Source organism: Streptomyces sp. NPDC006435, assembly GCF_040612315.1.
Taxonomy (GTDB): domain Bacteria; phylum Actinomycetota; class Actinomycetes; order Streptomycetales; family Streptomycetaceae; genus Streptomyces.
Map to the genome: position 1 here is coordinate 296138 of NZ_JBEXPY010000002.1, position 17848 is coordinate 313985.

At 73.8% G+C, this 17848-nt stretch carries 12 protein-coding genes; 6 read left to right on the forward strand and 6 right to left on the reverse strand.

Features of this window, described 5'->3' with window-relative positions:
- Positions 1-2: 2 nt before the first annotated feature.
- Positions 3-980 carry an iron-siderophore ABC transporter substrate-binding protein gene (locus ABZZ04_RS03595; protein WP_356930529.1) on the forward strand — a complete coding sequence of 326 codons (978 nt, stop codon included), beginning with the start codon at positions 3-5 and terminating at the stop codon, positions 978-980.
- Between the two features lie 107 nt (positions 981-1087).
- On the opposite strand, the gene ABZZ04_RS03600 is transcribed toward ABZZ04_RS03595, so the two are convergent.
- Positions 1088-2362 (reverse strand): hypothetical protein, encoded by a 1275-nt coding sequence (locus tag ABZZ04_RS03600; RefSeq protein ID WP_356930530.1) that lies wholly within the window; start codon positions 2360-2362, stop codon positions 1088-1090.
- A gap of 194 nt (positions 2363-2556) precedes the next feature.
- Here ABZZ04_RS03600 and ABZZ04_RS03605 point away from each other — a divergent pair, with 194 nt between their 5' ends.
- Complete coding sequence (locus ABZZ04_RS03605) at positions 2557-5076, forward strand: helicase C-terminal domain-containing protein (RefSeq protein WP_356930531.1); 2520 nt, start codon at positions 2557-2559, stop codon at positions 5074-5076.
- Positions 5077-5282: 206 nt separating this feature from the next.
- Positions 5283-6926, forward strand: a complete 1644-nt coding sequence (locus tag ABZZ04_RS03610; RefSeq protein ID WP_356930532.1) for a DNA repair helicase XPB — start codon at positions 5283-5285, stop codon at positions 6924-6926.
- A gap of 116 nt (positions 6927-7042) precedes the next feature.
- Here the strand turns inward: ABZZ04_RS03610 and ABZZ04_RS03615 are convergent, their stop codons facing one another.
- From ABZZ04_RS03615 to ABZZ04_RS03630, 4 genes are all read right to left on the reverse strand, one after another.
- Entirely contained in the window at positions 7043-7522 is a 480-nt protein-coding gene (locus ABZZ04_RS03615) for a hypothetical protein (protein WP_356930533.1), read from the reverse strand.
- Between the two features lie 169 nt (positions 7523-7691).
- A complete protein-coding gene (locus ABZZ04_RS03620; protein WP_148837226.1) occupies positions 7692-7883 on the reverse strand; it encodes a hypothetical protein in 192 nt (63 codons plus the stop codon).
- 322 nt (positions 7884-8205) lie between these two features.
- A complete protein-coding gene (locus tag ABZZ04_RS03625; RefSeq protein ID WP_356930658.1) occupies positions 8206-9165 on the reverse strand; it encodes a pyridoxal-phosphate dependent enzyme in 960 nt (319 codons plus the stop codon).
- 126 nt (positions 9166-9291) lie between these two features.
- The gene (locus ABZZ04_RS03630) at positions 9292-10491 is read right to left on the reverse strand and encodes a serine hydrolase domain-containing protein (protein WP_356930534.1); all 1200 of its coding nucleotides are present in this window, start codon (positions 10489-10491) and stop codon (positions 9292-9294) included.
- A 557-nt stretch (positions 10492-11048) separates the two neighbouring features.
- On the opposite strand from ABZZ04_RS03630, the gene ABZZ04_RS03635 reads away from it, so the two are divergent.
- Positions 11049-13199 (forward strand): UvrD-helicase domain-containing protein, encoded by a 2151-nt coding sequence (locus ABZZ04_RS03635; RefSeq protein WP_356930535.1) that lies wholly within the window; start codon positions 11049-11051, stop codon positions 13197-13199.
- 133 nt (positions 13200-13332) lie between these two features.
- On the opposite strand, the gene ABZZ04_RS03640 is transcribed toward ABZZ04_RS03635, so the two are convergent.
- Positions 13333-14022 carry a copper homeostasis protein CutC gene (locus ABZZ04_RS03640; RefSeq protein WP_356930536.1) on the reverse strand — a complete coding sequence of 230 codons (690 nt, stop codon included), beginning with the start codon at positions 14020-14022 and terminating at the stop codon, positions 13333-13335.
- A 338-nt stretch (positions 14023-14360) separates the two neighbouring features.
- Here ABZZ04_RS03640 and ABZZ04_RS03645 point away from each other — a divergent pair, with 338 nt between their 5' ends.
- Positions 14361-16574, forward strand: a complete 2214-nt coding sequence (locus ABZZ04_RS03645; protein WP_356930659.1) for a heavy metal translocating P-type ATPase — start codon at positions 14361-14363, stop codon at positions 16572-16574.
- A 115-nt stretch (positions 16575-16689) separates the two neighbouring features.
- Positions 16690-17787 carry a hypothetical protein gene (locus ABZZ04_RS03650; protein ID WP_356930537.1) on the forward strand — a complete coding sequence of 366 codons (1098 nt, stop codon included), beginning with the start codon at positions 16690-16692 and terminating at the stop codon, positions 17785-17787.
- Positions 17788-17848: the final 61 nt, after the last annotated feature.

The window sequence follows — 17848 nt, forward strand, 5'->3', positions numbered from 1 at the left end:
CCATGTCCCTCACCGTCCGCCGCCGCGGCCTCGTCCTCGGCGCCCTCACCCTGACCGGCGCCCTCACGCTCGGTGCCTGCGGTTCCTCGGACTCCGGCGACGGCTCCGGCTCCGGTTCCGGAGCGGCCGAGAAGCACACCGTCAAGACGGCGATGGGCGACGTCGAGGTGCCCGTGGCCCCGAAGCGCGTCGTGGTCCTCGACACCGGCGAGCTGGACTCCGCGCTCAGCCTCGGCGTGCAGCCCGTCGGCGGGACGCACTCGGCGACGGAGGACAGCTTCCCGTCCTACCTGCCCGAGAGCCGGACGAAGGACATCAAGGAGGTCGGCGAGATCGCCAACCCCAACCTGGAGACCGTCGCCTCGCTGAAGCCGGACCTGATCCTCACCAGCAAGGTCCGTGACGGCGACCGCTACGAGCAGCTCAGCAAGATCGCCCCCACCGTGATGACGGAGTCCACCGGAACGGCCTGGAAGGAGAACTTCCAGCTGCACGCGGAGGCGCTCGGCAAGCAGGCCGAGGCCAAGAAGGTCCTCGCCGAGTACGACGCCCACGTCGCGAAGGTGACCGAGGCGATCGGCGGGAAGGAGAAGGCGGCAAGGACGGAGGTCAACTTCGTCCGCTTCGTCGAGGGCGCCGACATCCGCATCTACGGCAAGCAGAACTACATCGGCTCGATCCTCGCCGACCTGGGCCTGGGCCGCCCTGCGATCACCGACAAGGCCAAGGACGGCTTCTCGTACGACGTGTCCCCCGAGAAGATCGACCTCGCGGACGCGGACGTCATCTTCACGTCCACCTACGGCGACCCGGGCAAGGCGGGGACGACCAGGACGATGAACAGCGGCCTGTGGAAGGGGCTGACGGCGTCCGAGAACGGCAAGGTCTTCAAGGTCGACGACCGCCTGTGGATCGCGGGCATCGGCTACACGGCCGCGGGCAAGATCCTCGACGAGCTCCAGGCCGATCTGACGAAGTAGGCGGAGTCAGAAACCGCAGGCGGAGTCAGGGGCCGCAGGCGGAGTCAGAAACCGCAGGCGGAGTCGGAGGGAGGGGCGGCCGGGGACGGTTCGCCCCTCCCTCCCCCTTACTCCACTCGCCTCCGCGCCCGCCACACCAGGAACGCCGCCGAGGCCAGCGCGGCCGTGCGGACCACCACCGGCCACACCCCGCCCAGCGCGTCCCCCAGCCCGCCCTGCGGGACGGGTTCGCCCCAGCGGCCCTCGGTACGGCCCCAGAGCCAGATGACCGCGCCCGCCAGGACCACGCCCGGCAGCCCCATCGCGGCCCACTTCGCCTCCGCGCGGGACAGGGTGCGCGAGCTGTACGCGATCAGCCAGCCGCCCGCCAGGGCCAGCCAGTTGCCCAGGGCGGCGCCGACGACCAGCAGCACGGCGGCGAGCAGCAGCAGGGGGTGGGAGAAGCCGCGGCCGCGCGCGCCTTCCTCGCGGGGGGCGTCACGGGTCCGGCGGCGGAGCCCGGGGAGGCGGCGGCGCTTCGGGGGTGCCTCGTCCGCGTCGGGCGCCTCGTCCCCGTCCGGTGCCCCGTCGTCGTCCGGCGCGTCGTCCGCGCCCGCGCGCGGAGCCCGCACCGCGTCCCCCGGCGAGGGCGGCCTCAGCATGGCCGGGATCTCGACCCCGCCGACGAACCCCGGCACGTCGACGCCGTCGCCGAACGGTCTCGACTCGATCTGCCACCAGTCGGGCTCGCTCCCGGACGGCCCCAGCTCGTCCGTACCGGCCCGGTGCGGCGGCGAGGGCGCCGGCCCGGCCGCCGTGCCGGGGGCGTCGGAGTCGGCGGCGGAGGCGGCTGCGGCGTCGGGCTCCTCCGCCCGGGACCGCGGCACGCCCCTGCCGGAACCGGCCTTCCGGAGCACGTCCTTGAGCGACGTACGCGGGTTGGACGACGTACGCGGGTCGGGGGATGCGCCCGGGTCGGGGGACGTACGGGGGTCGGGGGACGTACGGGGGTCGGGGGACGTACGGGGGTCGGGGGACGTGCGCGGGCGGGGCACGGCGGGTCCTGTCCCCGCCTCCCCCGCCGGTTCCTCGTCCCGCCCCTCGTCCGCCATGTCCGCAGGTGCGCTCCTCGGCGTGCGCGTCGGCCGTTCCGGGGGTTCGACCGTCCCGTCCGTCGACGCGGCCGCCGCGGCGACCAGTTCGTCCGGGGTGCCGAGCTTCCCGATGATGCGGCGGACCGCCGCCGGGGAGTCCGCGGACTGTCTTCCGCGCTGCCGGTCGATCTCGCCCCGGAGCTCGGACACGAGCCTCATCCGGGCGCCCGAGGACAGCTGTTGCTGCTGGGCCAGGTCCCCGACCCGGCTCAGGTAGTCGTAGACCAGCTGGTCGCTCTCGATCCCCACGCGTCGGTTCCCCTCTGCCGCCCTGCACCGAAGGTAGCGCCCCGGCCCCGCCCCGTACGACCGCCGTGGTGCCTGACGGGACCTCTGCCGGGGCGGGGGCGGTGCCGGACGGCTGTCCGTCCCGGAGCGGACGGGCGACCTTCCCGGGGCGGATGGGGGCTGCCCCGGGGCGGATGGGGGCTAACGTGGGGCGGATGGGGATGACCACACCACCGCGGACGCTCGCCGAAGCCCTCCGCGCCCGGGACGACGAGTCGTTGGCCGGGCTGCTGCGTGCCCGTCCCGATCTCCTCAACCCCGTGCCGGGCGACATCACCCAGCTCGCGACGAGAGCCGGCACCCGCGCCTCCGTCGTACGCGCGCTGGAACACCTCGACAAGTTCGCCCTGCAGACCGCCGAGGCCCTCGCGGTGGCACCCGACCCCGCCCCGTACGAGACGCTGCTCGGCCTGCTCACCGGCGACGACACCGGCAACGACACCGGTGACGGCCGCGACGGTACCGGCGGTACCAGCGGTACCGGTGAGAACGACGGCGCGGTGATCACGGACGCGCTGCCCGGTGCCCTGGCCACCCTGCGCGAGCAGGCCCTCGTCTGGGGGGAGGACGACCGGCTGCGCCTGGTGCGCACCGCGCGCGAACTCCTCGCCCCGTCCCCGCAGCACCCCTCCCCCACCGGCCTCGGGCCGACCGTCGCCGAGGCGACCTCGGGGATGTCCCCCGGCCGCATCCAGGAGATCCTGGCCGCCGCCGGGCTGCCCGCCACCCATGACCCGGTCTCCGCCGTGGCGTCCCTGGCCGGGCTGTTCACCGACCGGACCCGGATGGCCGAGCTGCTGGACACCGCCCCCGCCGAGGCCCTGTCCGTACTGGACCGGCTGGTGTGGGGGCCGCCGTACGGGGAGATCACCCCGAACCCCACCCCGCCCGTGCGGTGGCTGCGCGACCGGGGGCTGCTGCTGCCCGTGTCGACCCGCACCGTGGTGCTGCCCCGCGAGGCCGCCCTGCACCTGCGGGCCGGCCGCGCCCACCGCGTACCGGAACCGCGGCCACCGGCCGTGGAGGCGGTCGCCCGGCGCGATCCACAGGCTGTGGACAGTGCCGCGGCGGGCCAGGCGTTCCTGGCGGTGAGCACCGTCGAGGAGCTGTTGAAGAACTGGAACGGCGGCGGCCCCCCGATACTGCGCGCCGGCGGGCTCAGCGTCCGGGACCTGAAGCGGACGGCCGTCGCCCTGGAGGTTCCCGAGCCGGTCGCCGCGTTCTGGGCCGAGACCGCCTACGCGGCCGGGCTGCTGGCCTCCGACGGGGAGGCCGACGAGCGGTACGCCCCGACACCCGCATACGACGAATGGGCCGAACTCCCCGCCCAGGAACGGTGGGTGGCCCTCGCCACCGCCTGGCTCGCCGCCACCCGCACCCCCGGGCTGGTCGGCGGCCAGGACGCCAAGGGCCGGGCCCTGTCCGCGCTCGGCCCCGAGCTCGACCGCTCCGCCGCCCCCGAGGTGCGCCACCGGGTCCTCGCGCTCCTCGCCGCACTCGAACCGGGCACCGCCCCCGACCCGGAGACCGTGCTCGCCCGGCTCCGCTGGGAGCGCCCCCTGCGCGGCGCCGCGTCCGCCGCCCCGGGAGGGCCGTCGGAAGGGACCTCGGACCTGCGGTCGCGCATCGCGCTGTGGACGCTCAACGAGTCCGAACTCCTCGGCATCACCGGCCGCGGGGCGCTCGCCGCGCACACCCGCGCCCTGCTCGGCTCCGGGCCCGCCGAGGCCGCCGCGCTGCTCGCGCCCCTGATCCCGGAACCGCTGGACCACGTCCTGCTCCAGGCCGACCTCACCGCCGTCGCCCCCGGCCCGCTGGAACGCCCCCTGGCCGACATGCTCTCCGCCCTCGCGGACATCGAGTCGAAGGGCGGCGCGACGGTCTACCGGTTCACCCCCGGGTCCGTGCGCCGCGCCCTGGACGCCGGGCAGTCGGCGGCCGACCTGCACGCGTTCCTCGCCGCCCACAGCCGCACACCGGTCCCGCAGCCGCTCAGCTACCTCATCGACGACGTCGCCCGCCGCCACGGCCACCTGCGGATCGGCGCCGCCTCCTCGTACGTGCGCTGCGACGACGAGGCCGTGCTGAACGAGATCCTCGCCGACCGGCGTTCGGCCACCCTGCGCCTGCGCCGTCTCGCGCCGACGGCCCTGGCCGCCCAGGTCGACCCCGCGTCCCTGCTCGACGGGCTGCGCGAGATGGGCTACGCCCCGGCCGCCGAGTCCGCCGACGGCGACGTCCTGATCACCCGCGCGGGCGCCCGCCGCACCCCGCCCCGCACACCCCCCGTCCCCGTCCCCGAGGGCCCGCCGGTGCCGGACGGCACGCTGCTCGGCGCGGCGGTCCGGGCGATCCGCGCCGGGGACACCGCCGCCACGGTGGCCCGCAAGGACACCTCCGGAACCTCCGACGCCCCCGCCGCCCCGTCCGGCTCGCTGCCCCGCACGACCTCCGCCGAGACCCTCGCCACCGTCCAGGCCGCGGCCATGACCGGCTCGGCGCTCTGGATCGGCTACGTCAACGCGGACGGCGCGGCCAGCCAGCGCGTCATCGCCCCGGTCCGGGTCGAGGGCGGCTTCGTCACGGCGTACGACCACACGGCGGACGAGATCCGCACGTACCCCCTGCACCGGATCACCGGGGTCGCCGAGCTCGCCGACGACGCCACGGCCTGATCGACGGTCCGGGCACCGACCCGGGCACCCGGACCGGTCGGCGGCCGTCGCGCCCCTCGACGGCGGGCCGGACCGGCGGTCCCGCCCGGCGATCCCGTGCGCGACGACACACGCGCCATGTCCCCTTCATGCGGCACACTGGACGTTTGGCCGTTGCCGGTCGTTCCGGCTGTTCCCGGCCGTCCCCGCAGCAGAAAGGGCCGCGCGTGACCGGACCTCTCATCGTCCAGAGCGACAAGACACTGCTTCTCGAAGTCGATCACGACCAGGCCGATGCCTGCCGCCGTGCCATCGCGCCCTTCGCCGAACTGGAGCGCGCGCCCGAGCACATCCACACCTACCGGCTGACCCCGCTCGGGCTGTGGAACGCGCGGGCCGCCGGGCACGACGCCGAGCAGGTGGTCGACGCGCTCGTGCAGTACTCGCGGTACCCCGTTCCGCACGCGCTGCTCGTCGACATCGCCGAGACGATGGCCAGGTACGGCCGCCTCACGCTCTCCAAGCATCCGGTGCACGGCCTGGTGCTGACCTCCACCGACCGGCCCGTGCTGGAGGAGGTACTGCGCTCGAAGAAGGTGCAGCCGCTGGTCGGGGCGCGGATCGACGCGGACACCGTGGCCGTGCACCCGTCCGAGCGCGGGCAGATCAAGCAGACCCTGCTGAAGCTGGGCTGGCCCGCCGAGGACCTCGCCGGTTACGTGGACGGCGAGGCGCACCGCATCGACCTGGTCGAGGACGGCTGGACGCTGCGCCCGTACCAGAAGCAGGCCGTCGAGGGGTTCTGGCACGGCGGTTCGGGTGTGGTCGTGCTGCCCTGCGGCGCGGGCAAGACGCTGGTCGGGGCCGGTGCGATGGACCGGGCCAAGGCGACCACGCTGATCCTGGTGACCAACACCGTCTCGGCCCGGCAGTGGAAGCACGAGCTGGTGAAGCGGACCTCGCTGACCGAGGACGAGATCGGCGAGTACAGCGGCACCCGCAAGGAGATCCGGCCGGTCACCATCGCCACGTACCAGGTGCTGACGACCCGCCGGAAGGGCGTCTACCCGCACCTGGAGCTGTTCGACTCGCGGGACTGGGGGCTGGTGATCTACGACGAGGTGCACCTGCTGCCCGCGCCCGTCTTCAAGTTCACCGCCGACCTCCAGGCCCGGCGGCGCCTCGGCCTCACCGCGACCCTGGTGCGCGAGGACGGCCGGGAGTCGGACGTCTTCTCCCTGATCGGGCCCAAGCGGTTCGACGCCCCGTGGAAGGAGATCGAGGCGCAGGGCTACATCGCGCCGGCCGACTGCGTCGAGGTGCGGGTCAATCTGACGGACTCGGAGCGCCTCGCGTACGCGACCGCCGAGGCCGAGGAGAAGTACCGGTTCTGTGCGACGACCGCGACGAAGCGGAAGGTGACGGAGGCCCTGGTGCGCAGGCACCGCGGCGAACAGACCCTGGTGATCGGGCAGTACATCGACCAGCTCGACGAGCTGGGCGAGCACCTGGACGCCCCGGTGATCAAGGGCGAGACGAGCAACGCCCAGCGCGAGAAGCTCTTCGACGCGTTCCGGTCGGGCGAGATCAGCGTGCTGGTGGTGTCGAAGGTCGCGAACTTCTCCATCGACCTGCCGGAGGCCACCGTCGCCATCCAGGTGTCGGGGACGTTCGGCTCCCGCCAGGAGGAGGCGCAGCGGCTCGGCCGGGTACTGCGGCCGAAGGCCGACGGGCACGAGGCGCGGTTCTACTCGGTGGTCGCCCGCGACACGATCGACCAGGACTTCGCGGCACACCGCCAGCGGTTCCTGGCCGAGCAGGGATACGCGTACCGGATCGTCGACGCGGACGAGCTGCTGTCCGGGAGCTGAGGCGGTGACCGGCCCACGGGTGCAGGGGCGGGTGCGGGCGCGGGTGCGGTGTCACGGGGCGCCCGCCCCCGTACGGGAGAACGGCCCGCGTACGGGAAACGGTCCGTGTGCGCCGGTCAGCCGCCGAAGGCGAGCAGGGGCAGCAGGTCCGCCACGATCACCGCGTGCGGCAGCAGCGCGAAGGCCACGGCCCGCCGTCGCGCCGTGGTCCAGCGCGAGCGCCACGGCAGCGCCCATGCGACGACCAGGCCCAGGAGCGTCACATACGGAATCGCGCAGATGGCGCCCCACATGACGTTCCGGGCGGCTCCGGCGCCCCAGGACCAGGTCTCGTGCGCGTCGCCGTCGCTGCCGGAGCCCATGACGACGTGGAAGGAGACGGCCAGGACCGCGTAGGAGAGGATCGCCACGCCCACGGTGGCGATGAGGGGAGCGATCCAGCCGTCGAGGCGAACGGGGTCCGCAGGGGCGGGGTCCGCGGGTTCGGGGTTCGCGAGGTCAGGGGCCGCGGGGGCAGGATTCGCGAGGGCGGTCGGGGCTTCTTCGGGTGATGCGTTGTCGGCCGGTGCTTCTTCGGGCGGCGTGGGATTCGTCATGGCGGGCTCAGTCGCCGAGCGCCACGAGCGGGGCCGGGCCGTCCGTCATGACGCGGACGCAGTTGTTCCCCACGACTCGGGTGCAGCGGTTCTCCATGCCTCCCATCCCATCGCGGGGTGGGGTCGGACCGCTTCCGGTCCGATACTCATATCGGAGAGTCGCGTGTACTCAGCGGGAGCGGCGGCGTATGCCCGCCTCCTCGGCGTACTCGCCGAGCACGACCACGCCGAACGCGGCGCGGACGAAGACCTTGACGGCACGCACCGCGTCGCCGACACGGTGGGTGCGGTGGTGACCGGTGGCCGCGGTCGCGCCGTGCGCGGGGCCGGTCCTGCGGGGGTTCAGGCTGACGGTGCTCATGTGTTCCATGGTCCTGCGCCGGGCCCCCGAAGGCATCGGCCCGCGGATTGAACCGGCGCACGACCTGCGTAGACCTCCGGTCGCATGCCGTCCCCTACGGGATGGACCCACAGGTGGACGGCCGGGTGGACCTGCAGATCGAACGGGGTGCCGGGGAACGCCGGAAAGTCCCGGGAATGCCGGGAAACACCGGGCCCGCCGGCAGTCGGGGAGACGTCAGGGGCACTCAGGGAGGGATCAGGGGTGGCCGGAAAATGACCGGGGAGGCCGGGGCAGCGCGGTCGCCCCGCACGGTCGGCCCCGCACGGTCGGCCCCGTGCGGTCAGCGCAGTCCGAAGCGCTCGGCCCAGGCGGCCATGTCGGCGGTCGTCGCGTTGCCGCCGCAGACCACCAGACCCAGCACGGCGTCCTCACCGACGCGCTCCAGCACCCGGCGCGCCGCGGGCAGCAGACATCCGGCGGCCGGCTCGGCCCAGACCTTCGCGTGGTCGGCCAGATCGAGGGTGCCCCGCACGGCCTCCGCGTCGCTCACCGTGAGCACGTCGGTGACCAGCGCCGAGACGTGCTCATAGGTGAGCCGTGAGGCGCTGGGCGCGCTCAGTGTCGAGACGATCGAGGACAGTTCGACCGGCACCGGCCCGCCGGAGGCCAGGGCCTCCGACATCGCCCGCGCGCCCTCGGTCTCCACGCCCCAGACCCGTACACCGGGACGGCGCGCGTGCAGCGCGGCGGCGACCCCGGAGATCAGTCCCCCGCCGCCGATGCTGACGAGCACGTCGGTCAGTTCCCCGGCGTCCTCCGCGAACTCCAGGCCGACGGTGCCCTGGGCGGCGATGACGACGGGGTCGTCGAAGGGGTGGACCGGGGTGAGCCCCTTGGCCCGGAACTCCTCCACGAGGGCGAACGCGCCGTCCATGGTGTCGGCGAGGACGACGTTCGCCCCGGCGGCCTCGGCGACGGCCACGGCGCGGCCCGGGGCGGACCGCGGCATGACGACGGTCGCCCCGATGCCCAGCGCGCCTGCCATGACGGCGGTCGCGATGCCGTGGTTGCCGCCGCTCACCGCCACGACGCCGGCGGCGCGCTCGGCCTCGCCGAGCGCGAGCAGTTTCGCCGTCGCGCCGCGTGCCTTGAAGGAGCCGGTGCGCTGGAGGAGTTCCAGTTTCACGGTGACCCGCGCGTCCAGGAAGGCGGAGAGCCCGGGGCTCGGCACCGTCGGGGTCCGTACGACATGCCCCGCGATCCGCTCGGCCGCGGCTTCCACCTCTGCGACAGTGATCAGCACCTTCGCTCCCCCATCACCCGATCCGGGCCGCGACGACCGGGGACCATGTCGTCCTCGGCGGAGGGACGGCGCCCGCACGGCACCGGCTCCACCCACGACGGGACCGATCGGGCGGCGGTTCGATCACCCTACGCCGCGCGTCCCGGCCGGCAGGGCCCCGCGGGACACCCGCCGGGCGTCGGCGGGCGGACGACGGTCCGCCGAAAGGCTCTGACGCCCCGGGGACGAAAGGTCCTGACGCCCCGGGTCGGCGAGGGCCGCCGTGATCACCGCCTCGACGCGGGTGCGCTGCTCGCCGGGGGTGGGCCGGGGACCGGGGCGCAGGGCGTAGACCGTTCTGCGGTGCTGCTCGACGCTTGCGAAGATTCCGCTGGTCCAGCCACCGTTGGTGCCGGTCTTGCCCCAGACCCTGGTCCCGGTCAGCTCGACACCCATCAGTCCGCCGGCGCTGAAGCAGGGTGTCGCCGGGGGACAGCTGGTGTTCTCCGGGCCGCTGCGGACCGCGGGTATCTCGAAAAGGTGCTTCTGCTGGGCCGGGGGCAGGATCCGCCCGCCGAGCAGGGCGCGCAGGAAGGCGTCGAGGTCCGCGGCGGTGGACGTCAGTCCGCCCTCGGCCCAGGACCAGGCGATGGCCGGGTCCGTGGAGAGAGCGGTGTGCCGCAGGGCCAGCGGCCGCAGAACGCGCCGGTCGAGCTCCCGGACGAAGGGGTGTCCCGTGAGCCGCTCCACGAGCAGCCCGGCGACGAAGCTGTTCAGTCCGTTGTACTGCTGGACCTTTCCGGGGTCCGGGACACGGCCGGGATGCTCGGCGGCGTCCGCCTCGAAGGAGGCGGCGACCACGCCTCGCGGGTCGAGCGGCACCTGCGCCGGACGGGGCAGGTCGCTGGTGTGGTCCAGCAGCCGGCGCACCGTCACCCCGGAGTAGGCGGCGGGGATCAGGCCGGGGAGGCGGGGGCGGACCGGATCGTCGATGCCGATCCGCCCCTCGGCGACCAGCCGGAGCACCACCGCATCGGTGAAGATCTTGGTCACGCTGCCGACCGGGAACCGGGCACCGGCCTCCACCGGCCCGGCCGTACCGGTGTACGGGGTGCGCAGACCCCGTCCGGCCACCCGCACCAGGGCCGCGTCCGTCACCGGGTCGGGCAGGGCGGTCAGCAGCTTCTCCACGGCGGCCGGGCCGCCGCGGGACGGCTCGGAGGCGACGGCGCTCCCCCGGGACGCGGCCGAGGCCGCCGGAGCGACGGCCGGGCCGGTGCAGAGCACGGCCAGCACCGCACCGGCGACGGCGAGGCGACGAGGGGTGAGGGATCGGGTGGGCACGGGGCGGCTCCCGGAAGGAAGGACGGACGGTGTCGACGCGACATTCGCGTCACACCAACTCTCTTTCCGAGCGGGGTCGTTGGCCGTCAGTGATCACCCCGGGGCAACCCGGGGAACACCCTGCTCCCCGTCTCGGGGTGGACCCGGTGGACCCGGTGGCTCCGTCGGCCCCTGCCCGTTCCCCGCTCCATGCCCTGTCCCTCCGCCCCGCGGCCCCTCCGAACTCTCTTCGTCCTCGCCCGGGGAAGCGGCGGCGGGATCGACGGCCGCGGGGAAGAGTGCCGCCCCGGGCGATACGCGTTGGCCCGAACCCGGCCCGGTGGATACAATCGCCGGTCTGCCCGCCTCCCGCACCGTGGTACCGGCGGCCCGTGAGGGGCCGTGCCGGCAGCCGGGGGAGCGCCGCCGACCGGACGGAAACCGGCCGGCAGCCGTGCGCACACCCGCTGTGCGCACCCGTGATCGATTCCCGAGCGGACCGCATCACACCGTTCCCGAGCGCTGCCCGGGGCGGGGTGCGGTCCGCCGTCCTGCGTCGAAAAGCCGGAGGCAACACCGTGCCCGCGCACGAACTCGAAAGCGACACCACCGACCCCCTGGCTCGCGAACGCGCCCATCTCGCCGCGTCCCGCTCCGCGCTGCGCGCCATGCGCGAGGACGCCCAGGCCCTCGACATCCGCGACGTCACCGCGAACTGGGTCAACGCGGCCGTCCTTCAGGCCCAGATCGACGAGCGCATCAAGTCGCTCGCCGACCTCTCCCACACCCCGCTCTTCTTCGGACGCCTGGACTATCTGCACCGGGTCGGGGGCGACCTGGCCGAGGGGGCGTCGGAAGGGGCGGCGCGCAGCGCCTCGGACAAGGGCGGTGGTGGGCGACGGGAGGGCCAGTTCTACATCGGGCGGCGCCACGTCCACGACGCCGACGGCGACCCGATGGTCATCGACTGGCGCGCGCCGGTCTCGCAGCCGTTCTACCGGGCCTCCCGGAAGGATCCGCAGGACGTCGGGCAGCGCCGCCGCTTCGGCTACACCGGCGGCGAGCTGACCGCGTACGAGGACGAGCACCTCACCGACCCCTCGGAGGCCGAGCAGACCAGCAAGCTCCTCCAGGCGGAGATCGAGCGTCCGCGTGTCGGCCCGATGCGGGACATCGTCGCGACGATCCAGCCCGAGCAGGACGAGATCGTCCGCAGCGGGCTCGGCGGGACGGTGTGCGTGCAGGGCGGTCCCGGTACCGGGAAGACGGCCGTCGGCCTGCACCGGGTCGCGTACCTGCTGTACGCGCACCGCGAGCGGCTGGCCCGCACCGGCACGCTGGTCATCGGGCCGAACCGGTCGTTCCTGCACTACATCGAGCAGGTGCTGCCCGCGCTCGGCGAGCTGGAGGTGAAGCAGGCGACCGTCGACGACCTGGTGGCGACGGCGGGCGTCGAGGTGCGCGGCACGGACCCGGCGGACGCCGCCGTCGTCAAGGGTGACGCCAGGATGGCCGAGGTGCTGCGGCGGGCGGTCCGTTCGCACGTGACGCCGCCGACGGAGCCGGTCGTGGTCGTGCGCGGATCGCGGCGCTGGCGGATCCCGGCGTACGAGCTGGAGGAGATCGTGAACGAGCTCCTGGCCCGCGACATGCGCTACGGGGCCGCCCACGAGGCGCTTCCGCAGCGCATCGCGCACGCCGTCCTGGTCCGGATGGAGGAGGCGGGCGAGGCCCCCGACGACCGGGTGCAGAACGCGGTGGCCCGCAACCCCGCGGTGAAGGCGGCCGTGAAGGCGATCTGGCCGGTCGTCGACCCCGCCAAGCTGGTGCTGCGGCTGCTGTCGGACGCGGAGTTCCTGGCCGCCCACGCGGAGGGGCTGCTCGACGAGGACGAGCAGAAGACGATCCTGTGGGCGCTGCCTGGATCTGGTAAAAGGGCCGCCCGGAGCGTGAAGTCCGCGAAGTGGTCGGCGGCGGACGCGGTGCTGATCGACGAGGCGGGCGACCTGGTGGCGCGCACGCACTCGCTCGGCCACGTCGTGCTCGACGAGGCGCAGGACCTGTCCCCCATGCAGTACCGGGCGGTGGGCCGGCGCTGCACGACCGGCTCGGCGACGGTGCTCGGCGACCTCGCGCAGGGCACCACGCCGTGGTCGACGGAGAGCTGGGCGCAGGCGCTGCACCACCTCGGCAAGCCGGACGCGGTGGTGGAGGAGCTGACGGCGGGCTTCCGCGTGCCGCGCGAGGTGATCGCGTACGCGTCGCGGCTGCTGCCGATGATCTCGCCGGGCCTGGCGGCGGTGGAGTCGGTGCGCGAGTCGCCGGGTTCGCTGGAGGTGCGGCGGGTGGCCGATCCGGCGGAGCTGGACGCGGCGGTGCTCGCGGAGTGCGAGGTGTCGCTGACCCGGGAGGGGTCGATCGGCCTGATCGCGGCCGACGCCCGGATCCCGGTGCTGGCCGAGGCCCTGACCGCGGCGGGGCACGCGTACCTCTCCCCGGGCGAGGAGACGAGCGCCGAGTCCCGGCTGACGCTGGTGCCGGCCTCGCTCGCGAAGGGCCTGGAGTACGACTACGTGGTGCTGGACGAGCCGTCCGCGGTGGTGGACGGGGAGCCGGACGAGCGCACGGGGCTGCGCCGGCTGTACGTGGCGCTGACGCGTGCGGTGTCGGGGCTGACGGTGGTGCACTCGGCGGAGCTGCCGGACCAGCTGGCGACGCCGGGGGTCTGAGGGGTGCGGGGCGGCGGGGGCCGGAGGTACGGAGGCCGAGGGCCTCAAGCCTCCCGGCCCCGACCCCGGCCCTGGTCCCGGCCCTGGTTCCACCCCTGGCCCGCCCGTACCGCCGTTCCCACAGCCCACCCCGTTACGCGTCCAGCACCGTGCGCCACTCCCGTACCGCCGCCGCGTCCACCGGGCCGGACCAGCCGTGCGGGCGGGCCGCGCCGCCGATGTGCACGGCGTCGATGCCCGCGGCCAGCAGCTCCGGCAGGTGCTCCAGGCGCAGGCCGCCGCCCACCAGGATCTGCGGCTCGTACCCGGCCTCGCCCTGGCGGGCCGCCTCGACCAGCAGGGTCGGGATGCCGTCGTCGACGCCCTTCGCCGAACCGGCGGTGAGGTAGGTGTCCAGGCCGGGCAGGTCGGCCAGCTGCTTGCGCAGGGCGTCCCGGTCGGCGGCCCGGTCGATCGCCCGGTGGAAGGTCCACCGGCAGCCGTCCAGTTCCGCGACCAGGCGCTCGACGGCGACCAGGTCCGGGTTCCCCTCCTCGTCGAGGAAGCCGAACACGAACTCCTCGGCGCCCGCCTCCCGCAGCTCGCGGGCCCTGGCCACCAGCTCCTCGATGTCACCGGCCGCGAAGCCGTCCGCCAGCCTGAGCATCACCCGCAGCGGAATGTCCACCGCCGCCCGGATCTCCGCGAAGGTCGCACGGGACGGGGTCAGGCCGTCCGCCGCCATGTCGGTGACCAGCTCCAGCCGGTCCGCACCACCCGACTGGGCCGCGACCGCGTCCTCCGCGTCGAGAGCGATCACCTCCAGGACTGCACGGTTGCTCATGGGATCCCAATCCTCCAGGAAGCGGCAATAGGTCTAGTCCAATGACCAGCCTACGGGCCGGTACATCGACTGCGCAGCTCAACGCCACGCGAAGATACGTGAGGTCAGACGCACATCGGGCGGTCAGACGCGCACACTCCGGGCCCCGGCGGCATTTCCACCCTTGCAATTCATAGGGGTGGGGGGTATACATGAGTCAGCAATGCATACCCCCTAGGGGTATCAAGGTCTCCGCCAGGGAGGACATCGTGTCCGCGCACACCGCCACACCCGGCTCCGATATCGGCACCGGGGCAACCACCGGCACCACCGCAGAGGTCGAGCTCGCGATCGGCGGCATGACGTGCGCCTCCTGCGCGGCCCGCATCGAGAAGAAGCTCAACCGGATGGACGGTGTCGAGGCCACCGTCAATTACGCCACCGAGAAGGCGAAGGTCAGCTACCGGGGTGAGGACATCTCCGTACAGGACCTGATCGCCACCGTCGAGAAGACCGGTTACACCGCGCACGAGCCCGCGCCGCCGGCCCGCGCCGGGGGCGACGCCCCGGGGGCCGTCACCGAGGACGACGGGGCCGAGGAGCTGCGTCCGCTGCGGCAGCGGCTGCTCACCGCCGTCGCGCTCGCCGTGCCGGTGATCGCGATGTCGATGATCCCGGCGCTCCAGTTCGACTACTGGCAGTGGCTCTCGCTGACCCTGACGGCCCCGGTCGTCACGTACGCCGCGTGGCCGTTCCACAAGGCCGCGTTCACCAACGCCCGGCACGGCGCGGCGACGATGGACACGCTGATCTCGGTCGGCACCACGGCCGCGTTCCTCTGGTCGCTGTGGGCGCTGTTCTTCGGCACCGCGGGCATGGTCGGCATGACGCACCCCTTCGAGCTGACCATCGGCCGGAGCGACGGCGCGGGCAACATCTACCTGGAGGCCGCCGCCGGCGTCACCGCCTTCATCCTGGCCGGCCGCTACTTCGAGGCCCGCTCCAAGCGGAAGGCGGGCGCGGCCCTCAAGGCGCTGCTCGAACTCGGCGCCAAGGAGGTCACCGTGGTGCGCGGTGGCCACGAGGTGACCGTGCCGACGGCCGAACTCCAGGTCGGCGACCGGTTCCTGGTCCGTCCCGGCGAGAAGATCGCCACCGACGGCACCGTCGTCGAGGGCGCCTCGGCCGTGGACGCGTCGATGCTGACCGGTGAGTCCGTGCCCGTCGAGGTCGGCGTCGGGGACTCCGTCACCGGGGCGACCCTCAACGCGGGCGGCCGGCTCGTCGTCGAGGCCACCCGGGTCGGTGCCGACACCCAGCTGGCCCGGATGGCGAAGCTCGTCGAGGACGCCCAGAACGGCAAGGCCGCCGCCCAGCGCCTCGCCGACCGGATCTCCGCCGTCTTCGTCCCCGTCGTCATCGCGCTCGCACTCGGCACGCTCGGCTTCTGGCTCGGCAACGGTTCGGGTCTGACCGCCGCGTTCACCGCGGCCGTGGCCGTACTGATCATCGCCTGCCCCTGCGCCCTGGGCCTGGCCACCCCCACCGCCCTCATGGTCGGCACCGGACGCGGCGCCCAGCTCGGCATCCTCATCAAGGGCCCCGAGGTCCTGGAGACCACCCGCCGCGTCGACACCATCGTCCTCGACAAGACCGGCACCGTCACCACCGGCCGCATGACCCTCCTCACCGTCCACACCGCCGACGACACCACCGAGAACGACGTCCTGCGCCTCGCCGGCGCCCTGGAACACGCCTCCGAACACCCCATCGCCCAGGCCGTCGCCGCCGGAGCCGCCGAACGCACCGGCACCCTGCCCACCCCCGAGGACTTCACCAACATCGCCGGACTCGGCGTCCAAGGCATCGTCGAGGGCCACGCCGTCCTCGTCGGCCGCGAACAACTCCTCGCCGAGTGGGAGATCCACCTGCCGGTGGAGCTGGCCCGCCGGAAGGCCGAGGCGGAGGCCGCGGGCCGGACGGCCATCGCGGTCGCCTGGGACGGCGAGGCGCGTGCGGTCCTGGAGGTGGCCGACGCGGTGAAGGACACCAGCGCGGAGGCCATCGCCCGGCTGCGGGCCCTCGGGCTCACCCCGATCCTGCTCACCGGTGACAACCGCGCGGTGGCCGAGGCGGTCGCGGCCGAGGTCGGCATCGACGAGGTGTACGCGGAGGTCATGCCGGAGGACAAGGTCGACGTCGTCAAGCGCCTCCAGGCCGAGGGCCGTTCGGTCGCCATGGTCGGCGACGGGGTCAACGACGCGGCCGCGCTCGCCCAGGCCGACCTGGGTCTGGCGATGGGCACCGGCACGGACGCCGCGATCGAGGCCGGCGACCTGACGCTGGTGCGCGGGGACCTGCGGGCCGCCGCGGACGCCATCCGGCTGTCGCGGAAGACCCTGGGAACCATCCGGACGAACCTGTTCTGGGCCTTCGCCTACAACGTGGCCGCCCTGCCGCTCGCCGCGGCCGGACTGCTCAACCCGATGATCGCGGGGGCCGCGATGGCCTTCTCCTCGGTCTTCGTGGTCGGCAACTCGCTGCGGCTGAGGGGGTTCCGGGCCGCGTCGTAACCAGCCGCAGGAACCGCACCGACCGCACCACCGCACCGACCCGACGCGATCTGCCGGGGGCCAACGGGCCTCCCGGCAGATCGCGTTGTCAGTGGCGGTGTCTAAGGTCTTGGGCATGACGAGCTGGATGCACGGTTCCTTTCCCGGCCACGAGGTGAACATCGTCTTCTCCCGCGGCCTGTCGTCCGACGCGCTCACCGCCGGGCTGCGCGGGCTGCGGCGCGAACCGCTCGCCCACGGCGAGGCGAACGGGTGGGCCTGGGCGGTGCACGACATGCTCAACGACGAGATCGACGACTACGAGGGCGTCGACTACCGGCAGGTCTGCCCGCAGGGCACGGAGCTCGTGGTCTTCGTGACCGAGCCGTGCAGCGCGAAGGCGCACGGGCCCGCCTTCGACCACTACCGCGACGGCCGTCTGGTCCTCGGCTTCAGCTTCGAGGACATCAGGCAGCGGGTCGGCGAGAATCCCGACCACCTGTCCGTCGAGCTGCTCGCCGCCGGGCTCATAGGCCCCGGCTCGGACTGCGGGGCCGCGGACGCGGACGACGACCACGACTGCTTCGACCACCACTACGACGACGAGGACCGGCTCGTACGGGCGATCGCCGGCGCCTTCGGTCTCCCCTCGCCCCCGCTCGCCCGGGAGGTGGTGCGGGAGACGGGCGTTCCGATCGCCCCCGGCACCTTCGTCACCTACGCCAAGGGCCTGGACCTGCCCACGCTGACCGCCGTCCTCGCCGAGGCGGGGTACCCCGCCCGTACAGGGGGCGAATCGGCCGGCTGGTCCTGGGCGACGCACGACGCGGCCGACCTGCCGGGGCGGGGAACGGCCGTGGCGGACCTGGCGCGCGACATCACCGGGTTCCGCTACGAGGAACGCTTCGGCGGACCCGGCCGGGTGGAGACGGTGTTCCTGGCCACCACGCCCGCGTGCGAGTGCCCGCACGGGCAGAACTACATGATCCCGCACTGCCCCGACCACCCCTTCCAGTTCCAGCACTGCCGGGGCGGGTTCGAGCAGTCGTACTTCAACGTCGGCCGGCGCCGCGAGTCACGGCGCAGCGGCGACCTGCTGCTGCGGGAACTGCTGGACGCGGGGATAGTCGGCCGGCACACCCCGGCGTACGACGCCGACCCCGACTTCAACGCCGACGGCGCCGTGACGATGCGGATCGTCATGGACCACTTCGGGCTGCCCGCCCCGACGTGACGGCTGCGGCCAAAAGGGCCGCGCACCGCACGAACGCACCGGGCAGACCGACTATCTGACG